Origin of the sequence: Crinalium epipsammum PCC 9333 (assembly GCF_000317495.1) — a bacterium.
Classification (GTDB): Bacteria; Cyanobacteriota; Cyanobacteriia; order Cyanobacteriales; family PCC-9333; genus Crinalium; species Crinalium epipsammum.
Map to the genome: position 1 here is coordinate 1 of NC_019754.1, position 16,029 is coordinate 16,029.

15 protein-coding genes are annotated in these 16,029 nt (G+C 37.2%); 8 read left to right on the plus strand and 7 right to left on the minus strand.

Features of this window, described 5'->3' with window-relative positions; genetic code table 11:
- The first annotated feature begins 61 nt into the window (after window positions 1-61).
- Window positions 62-400, plus strand: coding sequence for a hypothetical protein (locus CRI9333_RS23575; protein ID WP_015205572.1), 339 nt, complete (start codon window positions 62-64; stop codon window positions 398-400).
- On the plus strand, window positions 397-2,511 hold the full coding sequence (locus CRI9333_RS25310) for a relaxase/mobilization nuclease domain-containing protein (protein ID WP_015205573.1): 2,115 nt from the start codon (window positions 397-399) through the stop codon (window positions 2,509-2,511). Before CRI9333_RS23575 ends, CRI9333_RS25310 begins: the two co-directional genes overlap by 4 nt.
- Before the next feature lie 769 nt (window positions 2,512-3,280).
- Here the strand turns inward: CRI9333_RS25310 and CRI9333_RS23585 are convergent.
- Window positions 3,281-4,783: a hypothetical protein gene (locus tag CRI9333_RS23585; protein WP_015205574.1), complete on the minus strand. Its 1,503-nt coding sequence runs from the start codon at window positions 4,781-4,783 to the stop codon at window positions 3,281-3,283.
- A gap of 1,299 nt (window positions 4,784-6,082) precedes the next feature.
- Between CRI9333_RS23585 and CRI9333_RS23590 the strand changes: the two genes are divergently transcribed.
- Together CRI9333_RS23590 and CRI9333_RS23595 are read left to right on the plus strand one after the other, a co-directional pair.
- A complete protein-coding gene (locus CRI9333_RS23590; protein ID WP_015205576.1) occupies window positions 6,083-6,394 on the plus strand; it encodes a hypothetical protein in 312 nt (103 codons plus the stop codon).
- A 146-nt stretch (window positions 6,395-6,540) separates the two neighbouring features.
- The gene (locus tag CRI9333_RS23595) at window positions 6,541-7,389 is read left to right on the plus strand and encodes a hypothetical protein (RefSeq protein ID WP_041227046.1); all 849 of its coding nucleotides are present in this window, start codon (window positions 6,541-6,543) and stop codon (window positions 7,387-7,389) included.
- A gap of 92 nt (window positions 7,390-7,481) precedes the next feature.
- Here the strand turns inward: CRI9333_RS23595 and CRI9333_RS23600 are convergent, their stop codons facing one another.
- Both CRI9333_RS23600 and CRI9333_RS23605 read right to left on the minus strand, forming a co-directional pair.
- Complete coding sequence (locus tag CRI9333_RS23600; RefSeq protein WP_157462492.1) at window positions 7,482-8,477, minus strand: tyrosine-type recombinase/integrase; 996 nt, start codon at window positions 8,475-8,477, stop codon at window positions 7,482-7,484.
- A 1,033-nt stretch (window positions 8,478-9,510) separates the two neighbouring features.
- Window positions 9,511-9,852: an HNH endonuclease gene (locus CRI9333_RS23605; protein WP_041227048.1), complete on the minus strand. Its 342-nt coding sequence runs from the start codon at window positions 9,850-9,852 to the stop codon at window positions 9,511-9,513.
- Between the two features lie 263 nt (window positions 9,853-10,115).
- On the opposite strand from CRI9333_RS23605, the gene CRI9333_RS23610 reads away from it, so the two are divergent.
- A complete protein-coding gene (locus tag CRI9333_RS23610) occupies window positions 10,116-11,312 on the plus strand; it encodes a GIY-YIG nuclease family protein (protein ID WP_015205580.1) in 1,197 nt (398 codons plus the stop codon).
- 61 nt (window positions 11,313-11,373) lie between these two features.
- On the opposite strand, the gene CRI9333_RS23615 is transcribed toward CRI9333_RS23610, so the two are convergent.
- The 3 genes from CRI9333_RS23615 to CRI9333_RS23625 are packed head-to-tail and all read right to left on the minus strand — an operon-like array spanning window position 11,374 to window position 12,554.
- A complete protein-coding gene (locus CRI9333_RS23615; protein ID WP_015205581.1) occupies window positions 11,374-11,577 on the minus strand; it encodes a hypothetical protein in 204 nt (67 codons plus the stop codon).
- 34 nt (window positions 11,578-11,611) lie between these two features.
- Window positions 11,612-11,959: a hypothetical protein gene (locus tag CRI9333_RS23620; RefSeq protein WP_015205582.1), complete on the minus strand. Its 348-nt coding sequence runs from the start codon at window positions 11,957-11,959 to the stop codon at window positions 11,612-11,614.
- Window positions 11,952-12,554, minus strand: coding sequence for a ParA family protein (locus CRI9333_RS23625; RefSeq protein ID WP_015205583.1), 603 nt, complete (start codon window positions 12,552-12,554; stop codon window positions 11,952-11,954). The genes CRI9333_RS23620 and CRI9333_RS23625 overlap by 8 nt, the downstream gene beginning before the upstream one ends.
- 552 nt (window positions 12,555-13,106) lie before the next feature.
- On the opposite strand from CRI9333_RS23625, the gene CRI9333_RS23630 reads away from it, so the two are divergent.
- Window positions 13,107-13,688, plus strand: coding sequence for a hypothetical protein (locus tag CRI9333_RS23630; protein WP_015205584.1), 582 nt, complete (start codon window positions 13,107-13,109; stop codon window positions 13,686-13,688).
- 56 nt (window positions 13,689-13,744) lie between these two features.
- Window positions 13,745-14,077, plus strand: a complete 333-nt coding sequence (locus CRI9333_RS23635) for a hypothetical protein (RefSeq protein WP_015205585.1) — start codon at window positions 13,745-13,747, stop codon at window positions 14,075-14,077.
- Between the two features lie 90 nt (window positions 14,078-14,167).
- Here CRI9333_RS23635 and CRI9333_RS23640 read toward each other — a convergent pair whose 3' ends face one another.
- Complete coding sequence (locus tag CRI9333_RS23640; RefSeq protein ID WP_015205586.1) at window positions 14,168-15,415, minus strand: hypothetical protein; 1,248 nt, start codon at window positions 15,413-15,415, stop codon at window positions 14,168-14,170.
- A gap of 349 nt (window positions 15,416-15,764) precedes the next feature.
- Here CRI9333_RS23640 and CRI9333_RS23645 point away from each other — a divergent pair, with 349 nt between their 5' ends.
- Complete coding sequence (locus tag CRI9333_RS23645; RefSeq protein WP_041227049.1) at window positions 15,765-15,950, plus strand: hypothetical protein; 186 nt, start codon at window positions 15,765-15,767, stop codon at window positions 15,948-15,950.
- Window positions 15,951-16,029 lie beyond the last annotated feature (79 nt).

A 16,029-nucleotide genomic window follows, 5' to 3' on the forward strand; every position in this document is an offset into this window, starting at 1 on the left:
ACTACCGAAAGACATAGAATGCAATCGTTGTTAAACCTGTAAAATAAATTCTAATTGTGCGATGGCAACATTGGGCATGGCTAAAGAAGTCCGCAACAAACGTATCCAAATACGGCTAACCAAGAGTGAAAATGAATTAGCCGAACGGATGGCATTGCGTGAGCGGATCACAGTCAGTGACTTATTTAGAGAACACACACTCAAAGAAGCGCCATTACTAGACGATGCTACCAAGTTCCAATTTATTGAAAAAACAGCACAAACTTTATCAGAACTAAATAGCTACATAAAAGATAGTTCTCAACCAGAAGCTACCCGCCATCTACTTACGATTGTAAAAGCCGAACTAATCGAAGCGCGTACCTTAATTGCTAATCACTCTATTAGTTCCAGCCTATGATTAGCAAGGTTACTAAAGGCAGTAATTTTCATGGCTTGCTCAACTACCTATTTTCTAAGCCTGGTGCTGAGTTGATCGGTGGCAATATAGTCGGAGAAACAGCTTTGGAATTAGCAAACAAAATGGAAGAAAGTAGCCTCAAGAGTGCTAGAGTCCAAAAGCCTGTTGGTCACTTTTCTTTGAGCGTTCCAGCAAATGACCAACTTTCCCTTACAGATTGGCTTAAAATTGCAAAAGAATACCTAAAAGAAATGGGCTATGACTGCAATAAATACGCAGTGGTTCACCATACAGATCGAGATCATGACCACATTCACATTGCAGCCTGTCGAGTAAGAGAAGATACAGGTAAGTGTGTAACCGATAGCTGGGAAAAAGTAAGAAGTGAAGCGGTAGTTAAAAAACTTGAACAAGACTACAACCTAACACCAACACCAAGCAGCTACGACAAGGATAGACGTTCACCCACTACTGGAGAACGTAGATTACTTGCTCGAACAGGTGAAGATAGCGTGCGCGTCAAGCTACAAGACACTATTGACGAATTATGCAGTCAACAACCAACGATGCCAGAACTGATCGACCTCCTCAAAGATCAAGGTATTAATATACAAGTTAAGGAAACTGTTAGTGGCTCAATGGGTATTTCTTACGAGCTTGACGAGATTGCTTTTAGTGGCACTCACTTGGGTAGGGCATACACTTTCAATGGATTACAGAAGCATCGAGGCGTAGAGTATGACCCAGAACGAGACAGTAATGCAATTACCACAGCTTCCAGTCGTCCACCAGCTTTAACCAGTCAGAACTTGACCACAACTGATAACGAGACTATTGGAGCGATCGCTCCACCCCACACTAATAAATTAGACTTACCAGGGCAACTGCCATTACTACCAGAATTAGAACTAGAGCTTGAACTAGAAAGTGATGAAGCTGCAACAGCTAGTAGTGATGAAACTGCTAATGATGATGAGAAATTAAATTACGCTGATCTTTTTGCTGTTCCAGATGATTTTGATAAAGAGTTCCTTGAAAATCGCGCACGTGAAATACGAGAACAAGTAAGAGAAAAACAAGCAGCAGAACAAGCACGTCGTACAGCCGAAGTAATAGAGTATAGACGTGCAGAAGAACAACGGATCAATAATATTTACAAAGAAAATATCAATAATCCCATCTTCAATGAGTTGATATCAGATGAAGCGAGAGCTTTGTTTGAGGAAAGTATTGCACAGGAAAACACTGGTGCTATCGCACCCAATCAGTTGCAATCAAATGATGCTATCGCACCCTCAGATGCCTCAAATCTTAACTATCAAACGGATCAAACTGACTCAACTGCTCCAACTAATCAAACTGTTCAACATGACCCAACTATTCCAACTAATCAAACTGTTCTAAGTGATCCAACTGTTCCAACTGAGCCTTACCAGGATGATGATAATAATGAATCAGTAGATGTTGATCCAGTTGAGGAAAATTGGCAGCCGTTGCGATCGCACTTAATTGAGGAATACTGTTTGCCTGCTGAAATACTCGATCTGCTGCACGAAGCAGAATGGGTTTACGCCAATGATGATGGCATGGCTGTATTCAGTTTGCGTACAGGAGAAAATGTTGAAACAGGCGTTTGGGTACTTGACCCTGAAACCAAAGATAATGAATGGCTCAATTTGGCACTAGAACCAGATGTCGAGCAAGAAGTAAATGGAGAACCTGCAACATTCTGGATAAGTTCAATAAGTGACGCACCTATTAATAAAGTCATTATCACTCAAGACCCAATCGAAGCAATTTCTTATGTAGCATTAGATCCTAGTTTTGGTCAAAACCAAACTATGTACATCAGTGCTGAGAACGCTGACTTACTCCCAATAGAATCTCTACAAAAGCTTGGGAAAGATGTTGTAGTAAGTTTTAAGGGTGATGAGGAAGGTATTGAACTAGAAGAGGAAGTAATGAGCGTTTTACCCAACAGTCAGAAGGTAGAACTGGATGAGGCTGGCTGGAACGGAATTTTACAACAGCAAGAACAAGATCGTCAGGCAGAGCAAATGCAATTAATAGCTCAATACCAGTCACCACAAGAATCACAGATGGAATTGTAGCCAAACTCCATGACGCGGTACTTCCAACCTGTAGAAATTTCCAAGGAATTAAATCAAGACCAAATTTTAATTCCTTGGAAAAATCTGGGGTAGTTATCAAAGCTATTTACCTTGTTGTACTATTACCTACACAACTGTTTAATGTTTCAAGTGGAAAAAGACTTTTTCGTTTGCTCTGCGATAGCAGTTTTCTGGATGTAGGTTTTAATTCGGTTTCATAGAAGCCGTTAGGCTTCCTTAAACAGCTAAATAACTTATTATCAAGGTTTAACCTTGTATCTAATAGTTAATAGTGCGATTGCACTGCACTTTGTAACTGCACGCACTCACTTGGTAAAAAATGAATTACTGTTAAAAGTGAGTTTAAGTATTAGAAGTAAACTTGCTGTTAAAACAGTAAAAACAGTAAAAAATGGAAAGTGATAAATTTACAGACTTATTTGAACTGCGATAGCAGGTTTTAATTTGTTTGGAGGTATTTAACAGTCTGTAACAAAGAGCCGATAGGCTACCCTTAACTTTATAGTGTGCATAGTGCGATCGCACATTTAATATCTTGTATTAGCTCCCCTATCGGGGTGCTTACTCAAAAAGTACCGTGCTTGTTGAAATTGTTTTTCTCTTGTTTCACTTTTCAATGTTTTGCATCTTGTTTCACTTTTCAACAGTTCTACTGCACCTTGTTTCACTTTATACCGCACCTTGTTGGGAATTTGATCCTGTTGGTAATAAACTGTTACTTAAGTTATGAACTGAAATTTCAGTCTCGTTACTTAGACAATGATTGACTACTCAAACGATCGCAAACAATGCACAGTTCCTCAAAGGCAAAAACCCATCCACAATGTTCGGTGAGCAATTGAAAACTTTCCCAGGTTTTACGGGGGTAAGTGCAACCTAACTCATTGATGAAAAAATCAAACCAATAGCCATGTTTATATAGCAATACTTCAGTCCGAATACAACTAACTAATTTTATTGATGCGAAGCTGTCCATTTGACGGACTATCTCGCTCCAAAGTTGGCTCCAAATGCGCTCTTCTAAATCACTCCCAAGACTTGCTCTAACCATTTCTTCTAAATCTAAATTGCACACAAATTTTTGTTGTAATTTTTCTAGTAAGTGGTAAGTAACATCTTTAGGTTGATACTCTTCTAACTCCCATTTTAAGCGTGGTTTTTGCTCAAGAAGTTTCTTTTTTAAACGACCAAGCAAACGTTGTTCGATTTTTGTCGATAAGTCCTTACCAAAAGGTGTTAAAATCAATTTTTTCAAATGGTAGTTAAGGCATCCAGCTATTAATTGCTCTACCAGATCTGCTACAGCTACACGAAGTTCCTCACTATTTAGTTGATTTATTAATTGAGGTCTTAGTTGTTTGAGCAGTATTAACTCCCACTCTTCTAAAGACTCACTAGAAAAGGTAACTTGCTCAATGGCTCTTTTGTAATCTGCTAGCAAGTAATCAAAAGCAGCAGCAGGAGTATTTACAAATACTATTTTAGGTGGACTGAGTTCGAGAACTTCATACATAGTTCTAATTGCTTCAGTCGCTTTTGTAATATCTCTCGTTTTTGTGATAAAAGCTTGCTCGTACTGCTGATAAAGCAAGGTTAAAATATAGTCGTCATCACCTTTAAATAAATAAATTTGCTTCCAATTATCAGCATTTTTGATATTTTGTGGAGCAATTGACTTTAAATATAAATATTTTCGCTCTTCCAGAAAGTTAATTCGTAAGTCAGAATCTAAACTACACTGTTTATTTTGTGCCTTCTCTAATTTAGGTTTGTTGCTATTATCAGTATTGTCATCATTATTAGTAAAATCCTTAACCCCAGAATTTGATTTTTTAAAATATGTGGAAATAATAGCTTGACTCATTTTTGAAATTTCTATTTCAAATAGTTCTGATTCGAGTTTTGCTTGAAAAGATGGATGCTCTAATAAATCTTCTTTAGGTGGAATTAAAAGTTCATTAACTTCACTTAAAACTTCGGAAAGAAGATCTTTTTGTTCAGTATTCCAACCCATTTCTAAAACTTGGTAGATAGCAGAATTAGGGGAAAAAAGTTCTTGTAACTGAAGTGCGATCGCTTTTCCTGATTCAGCAGACCAACCCTTGTTCTCAGGCTGTTTGAGTGCTAGTTGGATATTATTGATGATGGCAAGTGCTGTTAGCTTATCAATATATAAAGGAACTGGAGGGGCATCTTTAAGAGCTTCCAGTTCTTGGGTATAAAGTTCCTGTAATGGTGTAGGATTGTTCATTTTGGCGCTTTTGTTATGTAAAACTATGACGGTTTACTATATATAACTTTCAGTATTACCTTAACTTGATTCACTTTTACACTACTCGACAAGGGACTACACTTTCTAACTCAGATTACAGTGTTGTTAGCGATCGCACTTAGTTTGAATCAAAGTTTTACACCAAAGCACCACTATTATGGTGCTTATTTAAAAAGTATCATGATTGTTGAAATGATTAATTTCCTCCTGCACTTAATTACTACCGTGTTATCTTGCAACTATTGTTATTATTACTCAAATCCTGTTTGGATTGTTTCAAGCTTTTTGCTTATCTAAACTATTAAAACTCTTAAATCAGCCGAGAGTTTTCTTATTAGCCTTTATCATATTAAGCTTTATGCCTAAACTTCCTGTGTTAGCGTTTTTAATATTATTGTCAAGAATTACAAAAGCCAGAGACCTACTTAGAGAAAATGGTATAGAAATAGGATTTATGGGAACCAACCCTAATTCTATTAGAGACTAGATAGTTGGTGAATATTGATTTACAGTTTAATGGATGTTATTTACAGTTAAAACAGTTTGTAACAAGTAAAAATACTCAAAACTGTTGTCACAGTAATTAATCGGGTAAATTTTGACCCCTTTTCCCCCTTCTCCCTTACAACACAATGGGCGAAGCTCTGCGAGCGCGCTGGCGCTATCGCCCATTTTATAAGAGTCTTTAGCCAACAGTATTAATACTTTTCTACTACATATTGATAGCACTTTGCACTGTTTTACTGCACACACTCAACTGTACCTTGTACCGAAATTAATAACTGTTTTAACTGCACTGCTACACCTTTTACTGCACCTTGTACTGCACCTTGTACTGCACTTGTCCCATGATCAATCACTGGTAAAAGCTTGATAAACCGTTAAGACTATTTGTATTCCCGTGCATTCTTTTCGGCAAAGTTTTACAGGAATATCTTACTATTGGCGAGGCGCAAAGCCTGTCAACAAGGACTATTCAGGCAGTTTGATAGGCTCATAAACATTGTTGTGAGGGTTGACTCAGAACACTTTGCACCATAAATGCGTTATAAGCACGCGCACTCTATCACAGCTAAACGGCGTAAATAGAAGGTTCGTGTCACCAAGTGCAGCCTTATAAAGTTTTGTAAAAATGACCCGTTTTTAGGCTTAATTGATAAAAAATACAAATGACAACTTTGTCTCGTTTGAAGTTAAACCAGCATAAAGAGCATTTTAATAAAGTAATATTATATTGAGATAATATTTTATTGCTAGTTTTTTATAGGTAAAAAAGATATGAGATGGAAACCGGAACCTAAAACCATACTTCAAAAATTTCCTAATCAGCATATTATGCTTTATCAAGGATTTACTGAAATCCTTGATAAGGATAATACTATTGAAGGAAAAGGATTTGTCAAATTAAGTTGGTATCCATCTCCAAGAATAACTTTTAAATTTGTTTATTATGGAGAAGATAGATTAAATTCAGAAACAGAAAACTATGATTTAAAATTAACCGAACTATCATCACAGTCACGATTAAAAATTGAAGTTGCTCGTACAACACATTGGGGCAATAAAAAAATGAATTATCAGGATATGTAGTAGAGCCTTTTATCAAAGGAAATAGTGATAACCTATCCTCGGTTGTTTTTAATATTCCTAACTTTTGGTGGTTTGATTGTTCTAATTATGATTACGAAGAAGATGAGCAAAGTAACACTCTAGAAGCAAAACGAGAACCTTGGCTAATGTTTAATGGTCAATTCATATTTGACTATGATAACTGGCATATTGTTATAGGAACTTTAGATAATTGCCATGAGCTTGAAGAAAAATTAGACGATGAAGGTGGTTATGGAATTACTCATCTTTGCAAGGTTGAAAAACTAGATGGTGCTTTATTTAGTCTTGATGAAAGTTATAAAATTATTAAAGCTTTTTGTTATTATTTGTCTTTTGCTAGAGGCTTTTGGATAGCTCCTATTTTATTATCAGGGTTTGATTCTGAAGGAAATGAGCTTTTTGAAGAATGGCGTACTCCAATTCTTCCATGCGATTCATATCGACCAAGCCATTCTTGGATGCCTTATAGTGATTCACTAGATATCGTTGATATTTACCCTGGATTTGTAGATAAATGGAAAGACGAAGTTTGGCATATAACTATAAAAAATACAATTGAATGGTATATCGAAAGCCTTAATACCAATCTAAATACTGGTATTATATTAGTACAAGCCTCGTTAGAAAAAATAGCCTGGACATATCTTAAAAGTAATGAGTGTCTTAACAGCGATGGCTTTCAAGGAATTAGGGCTAGCAATCAAATTAGGCTACTGCTCAAATTTCTAAATATTAATATAGAACCATTAGATAACTATGTAGAAGTTAAGAAAAAAGCAAAAGAGTTAAACTGGGATGATACTATAGTTGCAGTTATTGAGGTGAGAAACGCAATTGTTCATCCGAGAGTTAAAAAATCAAAAAATTCAGAATTTTTATCTGATGAACTTTTAAGAGAAACATTTTGGATTGGTCATAATTATTTAGAACAATGTTTACTAAAGCTATTTTGTTCTAATTATCCATTTGATTAAATAAAAAATTTAGGGATTTATTAATGAGGTTTTCTATTTTCGGTTAACCCGAAGATTAATTATCGTTAAGGTGTTTTCAAATGTAGTGTAGTTTAAACTAAATCTGCGAGTATATCTGTAATTTCTCCTTGATGACTCAATCTGTTATCGTCATAAATCATCAAAGTATTAAGGTTAGAATGTCTCGACAACTTCTGCACCCGTCGCACATCGCCGCCAGTCGCCTCAAGTGCAGCAGTAACAGAACTATGGCGTATTCTGTGAGGACTAAGTTTTTTAGTAATACCAGCATCAAGAGCGATCGCATTGACAATCTTATAAATAGAAGTAGTGCTGAGACGATGCCCTGGTGATGCTTTGTCAAGGCTAATAAACAGAGGTTGATTAATGTCAGTTTCCCGTCGTGCCTGTAACCATTCCTGCAAAGCATTAACAGTTGGAATTGATAAAGCTATCGCTTCCTTCTGACTCCCCCGACCCTTACCCAAAATCCACAGGCGACGGGCATCTAAATCTAGATCGCCAATGTTTAGCGATGATACTTCCCCGCGTCTAAGTGCGTTATCCCACAACAATCGCAGGATGGCATAATCACGCCTACCCCGATTAGTGTCGAGATCGGGTAAGGAGAGCATTTTCTTAAACTCCGATGGTTTAATACCAGTAGTATCGCGATATGCTTTAATGCGTTCTGATTTAAGATCAGCAAGAGTCCAACTGCACTTACCAACCTTAAAAGCATAATTCACCAAACTCCTCAGAGCAGCCAAGCGCCTGTTCACCGTCGCCTCTTTGAGTCCACGTTCAATTAAATTTTGTTTATAACTCAGTACAATAGCCATAGCCCGAAACCTGTCTAACTCTAGAAACTCAACCACTTGTTGAGGTCTAGGGTTGTTACCAGTAACAAACTGGAAAAAATCTTTAATATCCTTAGCATATTCCGACTTAGTTTTAGGGCTGCGCTTATCAGCTACAAAGTCACGTAAAACATCTGGAGTCTGATTCGCCAGCATCAGTAAATCCGGTAATTGGGGGACAAGCTTACTATCATCCATGATTACGAAAACCGCGATTAGCGTAACCATGATTATTTCATGGTTTTTTAACAAAGAAGCAACCATGCAATAATTTGTTAGATGACTGCTAATTTCACGCCGCCAAGAGTCGGAATTGAGCCGCATTCCTTATAGCCTTTTATTGATACAAGGCATTTACATCTGTTTTTCTCTTCTAGAGGTACAACCGTTTATATTTGGCTGTGTTAAAAAAAGGATATTTGGACATATTGCATTCATCCCTTCTTAGTCAATAGCAAGTAGCTACTGGGTTAATCCCCCGCGTCCTGCACTCAGTTCGCTCGCTGCTAGAGGGAGTATTCCGAGTAATTGGGCTTTAAAGGCTGTTTAGTTGCCTTTAGGTGTAGATTGGTCATCAATTTGATTTTGTGGCGCTTGTGGCTCAAGCTCAAGGCAGTTTTCCTCTTAGGGTAGGCGAAATTTAGACGTGCGGGTGTGGGGTGCGATCGCGTTGGTCAAAAAGCAAGTACTAATATCTGCGGTTGTTTTGCGGGGCAAACAATCGTAACCAAAGTGCTAATGCTCCAAGATTGCCCACTACTTCAAGCAGTACCAAGAAACCAATTTCAAGAGACCCCATTGAGGCAATATACGCCAAAAGAAAGATCAAAGGTAGTACTACCCAAAGGAAAAATATTAACAAAATAAAACTACAACTTGTTAAACAACTTAAGGCATCTGACTTACTGTTTTGCCGCATATAAGATAAAATTCATACTGAGTAATTCACGGTTTTATATCAGTCTGTTACCAGTGTCATACCTTGTTAACAGGTCTGTTTTTGCCGATAAATTAGTGTTGTAGCAGTCTGTTAAAAGTGTTATACCGTTGAAACTAGATACAATACGCGCGTATTCCAGGTAATAACGCACTACTATCGTAGTGCCTAATAAAAAGCTGCTAGACTATTGAAATTCTTTTTCCCTTGTTGCACTGCTATCTTTGACTGCCTTGTTGCATTGCAACTTATGACTGTCCTGTTACACTTGGCACGGTTAGCAAGGAATTGAAGAGAATTGCTGATCCCAATCGCTCACCAAAATTAAGCAAATCCCTTCGAGCTATTAGGCGGAAACGTCCCCGACTTGGCGCTATATCTGTTTAAAATTCGCTGCAACCGAGCTTCTGAATAACAAGGCAGCGAGACTGTGTACCAGTCAATTAGATTTTTAGAACCTTTGCTACTGTTGCATTTTGCACAGGCTGGTACTAGGTTGAGCCATGAATTGATACCGCCTTGTGAAGAAGCTACTACATGGTCTAGGGTTAAGCGTTTAGACTTGGAACCACAGTAGGCACAGCAATGATTAAACTCTGATTTAATCGCTTCTTTTACTTTAGCTTTGACGTTCTTGTGCCTAACAGGGTCGAAAATTTGCTGCATTCGGCAATCCGGTTTAGTCAAGAAAAAAACTTGATATTTCTACAAGTATGCGTGAAAAGTTTAAGCATAGCGCAGGCACAAATCATGTTCTTCCTCCTCAACCAAGTCTGCAAAGTAAATATGTAATTGCCTATAAGGAGCTAAATACTACTCATGCTGTAATTTCATACTATCCTTTAATTGATACACTCAAAAATATCCTCAATTACACACTCCACTCAAAAACCTCGACCAACACCTGTATTAATTAAAGGGTGGCTCAAATGTGGCTCAGGTATGGCATTGCCCAAGATAATAGTCTAGTACCAGTTGAAAATGTCAAGAGCGGGAAGACTAGCTTAAGATGCCCTTATTGCGACGGTGGGTTAACTGCTAAGAAAGGGCGCAGAAAAGAACATCACTTCGCCCACACTGGAGAGACTTGCCAAGAAGTAAATCGTAGCGCCCAGCCTCCCAATCTGCCTTTGTATGATAATTTCAATATTTACCTGACAGGTAAAGAGCTTGAACAGCTTAAATTACTCTGGGATAAACATGGAGCGGGTGGAGGGATTTACAAGGAAAAAGTTTTAAAACCTTTCATCGATCAGAAATTGCTGGAATATAATCCATACACCAAAAAATATTACTTTACAAAACTCGGAAAAATACCTGTACGTGCATTGTCATTAATGCTGTTTAATGAAGTCCACGAAGTAATGTTGTTGAAAAAATTACAAGACCTTGAAGGTGATCTGCGAATTGCTTATTTAAAAAACCTGCCAATTTTCAATCAATGCTTACGAGACTTGCAAATTTATCAAGCAGAATTTCGTAAAATTTTATCTACTACCCTTTACTATATCAAAATTGATATTGGTGAGCAAACACTATACAAAATTGGCGTAACTCATCGGGAAGTTGAAACCAGAATAGCTGAAATAAACAATGATTTAGCTAAACATTTTCAAGATTTTTCAATTAAAGTGTTGGGAACATGGGCGCACAGGGGGAACGTCGAAAAATATTTTAAATATAAATATTCTTTTTTCAATATTCCTATTGGCAATCTCACTGAATATTATAATTTCTTTACCCCTGAACAAGCTAAGGCTGTATTAAGTGATTTACGTCGGATGCGTAGAAAGGGATTATCAGCGACTGAAGTAAATATTTTAGAGGGTATCAAGAGCGAAATTGAACAATTAATTGAAAAAGAAACAAAAGCCTTGAAGCGTTCGCAGGCAATTAAAACAGGGATGGAACGAGCTAAAAAGTGGGGTCAGCACATTGGACGCCCCCCAGAGCGTGAGTCACCAGAGGAGTTTCTAGCAAAGCCATCGTCGCAGCGAGTAATTGCAGCACTTAACGAGGGCTTATCATTACGATCTTCGGCTAAAAAAGCAGGGGTTGCGGTTAACACGGTACGCAAAGTTCAGCAACTTCAAGCTCAACATACAGTGGTAAGTAGATTACTGTGAAGCCAGTTGCAACGAAGTATACTGAAGTTTAGATAGGCGATCGCACGCTCTACCTAAACATTCATAAAGGAAAATCAACTTCTATAGTAGATTCGGGATAAAGGCGATCGCCCATACCATTGAGTTGATACCACCAGCCACCGTCGCCATCATCAAAATCAAACCAGCGCCGAACAACTTTCGTTTTATGTTGTTGGTCATCCCAAGAAAGAATGACGAATTCATACAGTTCAAACTTAGGTGAATTGATTTCTGTTCTGTCCATTGTTAATTACTAACAGTTGATTGGGCTAGGGTTTTCAATTGGGCGAACCGAAACGCTCTTTAAGAGCTTGAATTATTACTTCTGTCATTGTTATTCCGTGCCGCTTAGATTCTGCTGCCCAATGTCGTCTGAGTGATTCAGGCACTTTTACGCAGAGGTTGACTTCTCTTTCTCGCTCAGTCTGGTTATCTGGTTCTACTGCTGGCTGATTCTCTTGTTTGATGGTTTTCTGGTTTTCTCTTTCACCCTCTGTCTGCTTTACAGGCTGGCTACTAATCTGGTTATCTGGTTTTACTGCTGGCTGGTTTTCTGGCTCAGTAACTTCTTGGCTATCTGTTTCTCTCGCTTTGCGAATCAAATCCCCATATTTAGAATTAGTCATTTCCTAAAACCTCCATAATTTCCTTGCCTAGTGCCTGATAATCTAACCATGCAACCCTTGCCTTTGAGGAAGAAACGTTTCTAACAGGGACACCTTCAAAAGCAGCTTTTTGAAATCCAGCAGCGCGGCGAATCATAGTCTTGAAGACAGGAATACCGTTATCTATAAGTGAGTGCCGTATTGCCGCTCCTTCTTTACTAGGTGATGGAGGAACTATTACCAGTAAAGCTCTGTAGTTTGCTGCACCTAAATCGCTTGCCGTCTTTAACATTGGTTCCAAGCTCACGACATCTGGAATCGTTGGCAAGATGAGTAAGTCACAGCCTTTTGCCAATTCTTTTAAGTCGTTTGAGTCCGGTCGGGCTGGAGTGTCAATTACTACAAAATCATTACCCGAAATCAACTTCATTGCTTGTCGTTCATCAGCCACAGTAAAAGGAAGGCTCCCCCGACTCGACCATGCTAGGGCAGTGCGATTTGGGTCAGAGTCTACCAGAATGGTTTTCCCAATGTCGCTAAAGAATGTCGCAATGTGTATGGCAGTTGTCGATTTCGATATACCGCCTTTGTATCCAGTGACAGTTAAAATCTTCATCTGGTAATCTGGTTTGCTTGTTGTCTGGTTAACAAGGTTTATGGTTATCTGGTTTTACAGATAACACTTATTCTTTGTTTTTGCAAGAAAGTAGGAAAGTCTTAGTCTGACAAGCGTACTGAAAGGTTATGCAGCAACACCAATCCTGGTGGGGTCTACTTAAAAAGGGAGCGATCGCTCCCTACGCAGAAAAATACTGATTTGAGCAAATCAGTACCATTAAATCACTACACTTATCCAACCTTGTAATAAAAATTAAGAATAGTGTTTGTTAAACTGAGCATAGCTTTTTTAATGAGTTGCTTGTAAAAACTCCCTTCAGATTGACCGATAACCTGCACAAAATTAAATTTACAACTAATCACACCAACAGTACTACAAACAGCCCTTCAAGCTAAATTATGCAAATTTTTCAAAGAACAAGCTGATCTTAGAGGATTAATTTTGACTCCTCTTAAATTGTCGCCAGCAATTAAAATATAGGTTTGTATATATAACATATATAGTAAAATCAAAACAATTACCACCTATATAAACCTATATCACTTATATATGACTAATACAGGGCAGAATAAAAAACTGGCTACCTTCAACTGTGACTCTGAGTTATGGGGTAAATTTCTCCACCGATGTCAGGAACAAGGTACAACAGCAACAGCCACACTCACGCAATGTATCTCCTTGTACCTTGAAGGTAAGCTAGATAATTTTGATGGCATTCTAGGTAAACCTAATATAAGTGAACAAGTACAAAGTTGCGTTGCATTGTACCTAGAACAACATTTACCTGAATATATAGATAACTATCTAACTAATGTTCAAAGTTTTGATTTAACCACAACTAAAACTAAAGGAACTCCTAACAGTCAGAAAACTAAGTTACCCCAAGAACCATTATTTTGGACAATCAAAGCAAGGGCTAAACATTTAGGCTTAACTGTCAATGCTGATCAAATTTTGCACGTTGAAATGTATGTCAAGGATGATTATAAGGAACGGCATGGAAAGCTGCTTAAACGAGAACTGGTTAAGAACACTCAAACGTTTGTTTGCCCTGATGCTGATGTTGATATTTTAGATAAAGCCATTAATAAAGTATTATTTCCCACAGCAACCAAAACTAATAAACCGTAATGGTAGATTAGCTTTTAATCCCTGCATAATATTGGCACTCTTTTCTAACTAACTCGATGCCTTCTAACCATCAACGTTACCCTGAAAACTGGAATGAAATAGCTTTATCTATAAAAAAACAAGCCCAGTGGCGTTGCCGTAAGTGCAATATGCAATGTATTCGTCCTGGTGAAGACACTTCTGGTTTAACCAAATCAGAACGCATGGCAAAAACTCTGGTAGTCCATCATGCTAATTACACCCCAGAAGATAACCGTGCGGAAAACCTGGTTCCCCTATGTAGTGGTTGTCATCTGAGTTATCACACGCGAAAAAAGTCTAATATTACTCCTGGTCAACTATCGTTGTTTGAATACTCAGGAACCATGACCTCCAACCTACTTAATTAGAGTAGCTGTTATTCTCATCCTCGATTAAGGTTTGGAGAATAGTTTGCAGCTTGTGGCGGGAGTTGTCAATGTAGTCGGGGGATGGCATCTTTAGTTTTGATTCTTATCCGTTTGAATTGCTGAAGGCATTTCTGTTACTAATTCAAAAGATTCCTGAAAAATTTCCTGATATACTTTCAAAAACTGTTCTGTTTTTCGGAATTCTTTAAATATTGGCCATTCTCGATACTGAATAATTGAAAGTTTTTCGGAATTACTGCCAATATTTTTCATAATTTTACACGCTTCTTCAAATTTATTTAATAAAACAGCTTTACCTAATTGAAATTCATCAGAGCAAGCACTCCAATCCTGCTCCATTAAAAGTTTAGAACATTGCTTTTCATCTCCAATCCATTTTAGTATTTGGGCTTTATTTAGGATAAATGACAACTTTATTTGTTGTGATGATTGCTTAAAAATAGGTTCGCTCATAGCAAAATCTAAGAGCATATTTGCTAATTTATATTCTTCCTCACTAATAAGCTTAAGGCATAAATTGTTAAGCGTTATGTCGGCAATTTCTCTTGATTGAGGGTGAATTTTTCTCCAGACAGTATGAGCTAATTTAACTCCTACTTCAAATATGCAATCATAAGCGTTATTAAAATATTTTTCAGTAACCTCTAATTTCTTCCCAATTTGACAATTTAATAAATCAACTTTGTTATCTTTGCATACATTTATATATTGACTGGAGACAATTCCATCACAATGTACAAATAAATTTCTTCTTTCAGTGATTTCTATAAAAGTTGACCAGGCAGGAAAATCTCTAAGAGTTTTCAGATTAGTTTTATGTTCTAGCCATTTAAAATGCTCAGTATGACTTTCTCTCAAAACTGACTCAATCTCTTTTTCAATTATATATTCTTTAGCAGCATCAATACTTTCAAACTCTAATAATTGTTTAAAACTAATTTGTTTATCTAAAGCATTTAAAATTTCTGGTTTTATATAAAAGATTGTGCGGATAAGTGAACTTAAATGAATATCAAATTCACTGATTAAGGAGATAATAAAATTACCTTTAATAACTTGAGGAAATATACTATATATTGCAGCTTTCTTACGAATCTTATGAAAAGGTGTGAGTTGATCAATAGGTAATTGTAAAGTCAGTTCAAGCTGATTTTCACTTCTTTCTTTAGTTAAAAATGGTGCTGTAAAATTAGTAAACTCTTTTTCTGCATTTTGCTGGTTAAAGTTAATAGTATTTATTATTAGCGGAAAACTGAATTTTAAACTTTCTATTCGAGCAATGAATCTATTTATTACTTCTTGAAAATTAGGGTTCATAATTATTTTCCTCTAATAATTTTCATTGATTCCATATCAGGAAAGGGTTTCCCTGATTAGGCTTGCTATCTCTATCTGTTCCGTCACTATCCTTGGCAAAGTCTAGATTTGTGAATTCAGTCCAAGCTAATCCCTGTAATGCTACAGATGATGTATCTTAACTGAAAAGGGATACGGATGTTACGTTATCGCTATCGCTCCACAGTTCTAGAGGATTAAAAGAATGTTTTTTCCCGATAATTGCGATCGCACATCTAAAACTGCTGAAGTCTGTTACTAGGTAGCAGACTTCAGAAAGAATCCGAAGCTGTAGCAGTTCTCAAGGTAGCAGACGCTACCGCGCCTTCATTTGAACATAGAAGCAGTTGCAGTAGAGAAAGACGCTAACGCGCCCTCTTCAGACCCAAAATTAAATTCCCTAGAACTAGAAGTAGAAGCTGCACCAGTGAGTGCGCCAACACAAAACACTGAAACTGAATTGCTTTCTGGGGTTCAAGAAAAGGCATTTAATTATTTAAATTTTGCTGGTAAATGATTAAGGAATCTCAAGCCCCAAGCTCTTTATTTACAATACTTTTAGTTGACTACAATGCTTGACACTAATTCTTTAAAAA

Bases quoted from the DNA above. Each gene is read 5' to 3' on its own strand.
- CRI9333_RS23615 (WP_015205581.1), bottom strand. From the start codon at position 11,577: ATGGACAGAACAGAAATCAATTCACCTAAGTTTGAACTGTATGAATTC.
- CRI9333_RS23630 (WP_015205584.1), top strand. From the start codon at position 13,107: ATGACTAATACAGGGCAGAATAAAAAACTGGCTACCTTCAACTGTGAC.
- CRI9333_RS23590 (WP_015205576.1), top strand. From the start codon at position 6,083: ATGAGATGGAAACCGGAACCTAAAACCATACTTCAAAAATTTCCTAAT.
- CRI9333_RS23625 (WP_015205583.1), bottom strand. From the start codon at position 12,554: ATGAAGATTTTAACTGTCACTGGATACAAAGGCGGTATATCGAAATCG.
- CRI9333_RS23640 (WP_015205586.1), bottom strand. From the start codon at position 15,415: ATGAACCCTAATTTTCAAGAAGTAATAAATAGATTCATTGCTCGAATA.
- CRI9333_RS23600 (WP_157462492.1), bottom strand. From the start codon at position 8,477: ATGGTTACGCTAATCGCGGTTTTCGTAATCATGGATGATAGTAAGCTT.
- CRI9333_RS23605 (WP_041227048.1), bottom strand. From the start codon at position 9,852: ATGCAGCAAATTTTCGACCCTGTTAGGCACAAGAACGTCAAAGCTAAA.
- CRI9333_RS25310 (WP_015205573.1), top strand. From the start codon at position 397: ATGATTAGCAAGGTTACTAAAGGCAGTAATTTTCATGGCTTGCTCAAC.
- CRI9333_RS23585 (WP_015205574.1), bottom strand. From the start codon at position 4,783: ATGAACAATCCTACACCATTACAGGAACTTTATACCCAAGAACTGGAA.
- CRI9333_RS23635 (WP_015205585.1), top strand. From the start codon at position 13,745: ATGCCTTCTAACCATCAACGTTACCCTGAAAACTGGAATGAAATAGCT.
- CRI9333_RS23575 (WP_015205572.1), top strand. From the start codon at position 62: ATGGCAACATTGGGCATGGCTAAAGAAGTCCGCAACAAACGTATCCAA.
- CRI9333_RS23595 (WP_041227046.1), top strand. From the start codon at position 6,541: ATGTTTAATGGTCAATTCATATTTGACTATGATAACTGGCATATTGTT.
- CRI9333_RS23610 (WP_015205580.1), top strand. From the start codon at position 10,116: ATGTGGCTCAGGTATGGCATTGCCCAAGATAATAGTCTAGTACCAGTT.
- CRI9333_RS23620 (WP_015205582.1), bottom strand. From the start codon at position 11,959: ATGACTAATTCTAAATATGGGGATTTGATTCGCAAAGCGAGAGAAACA.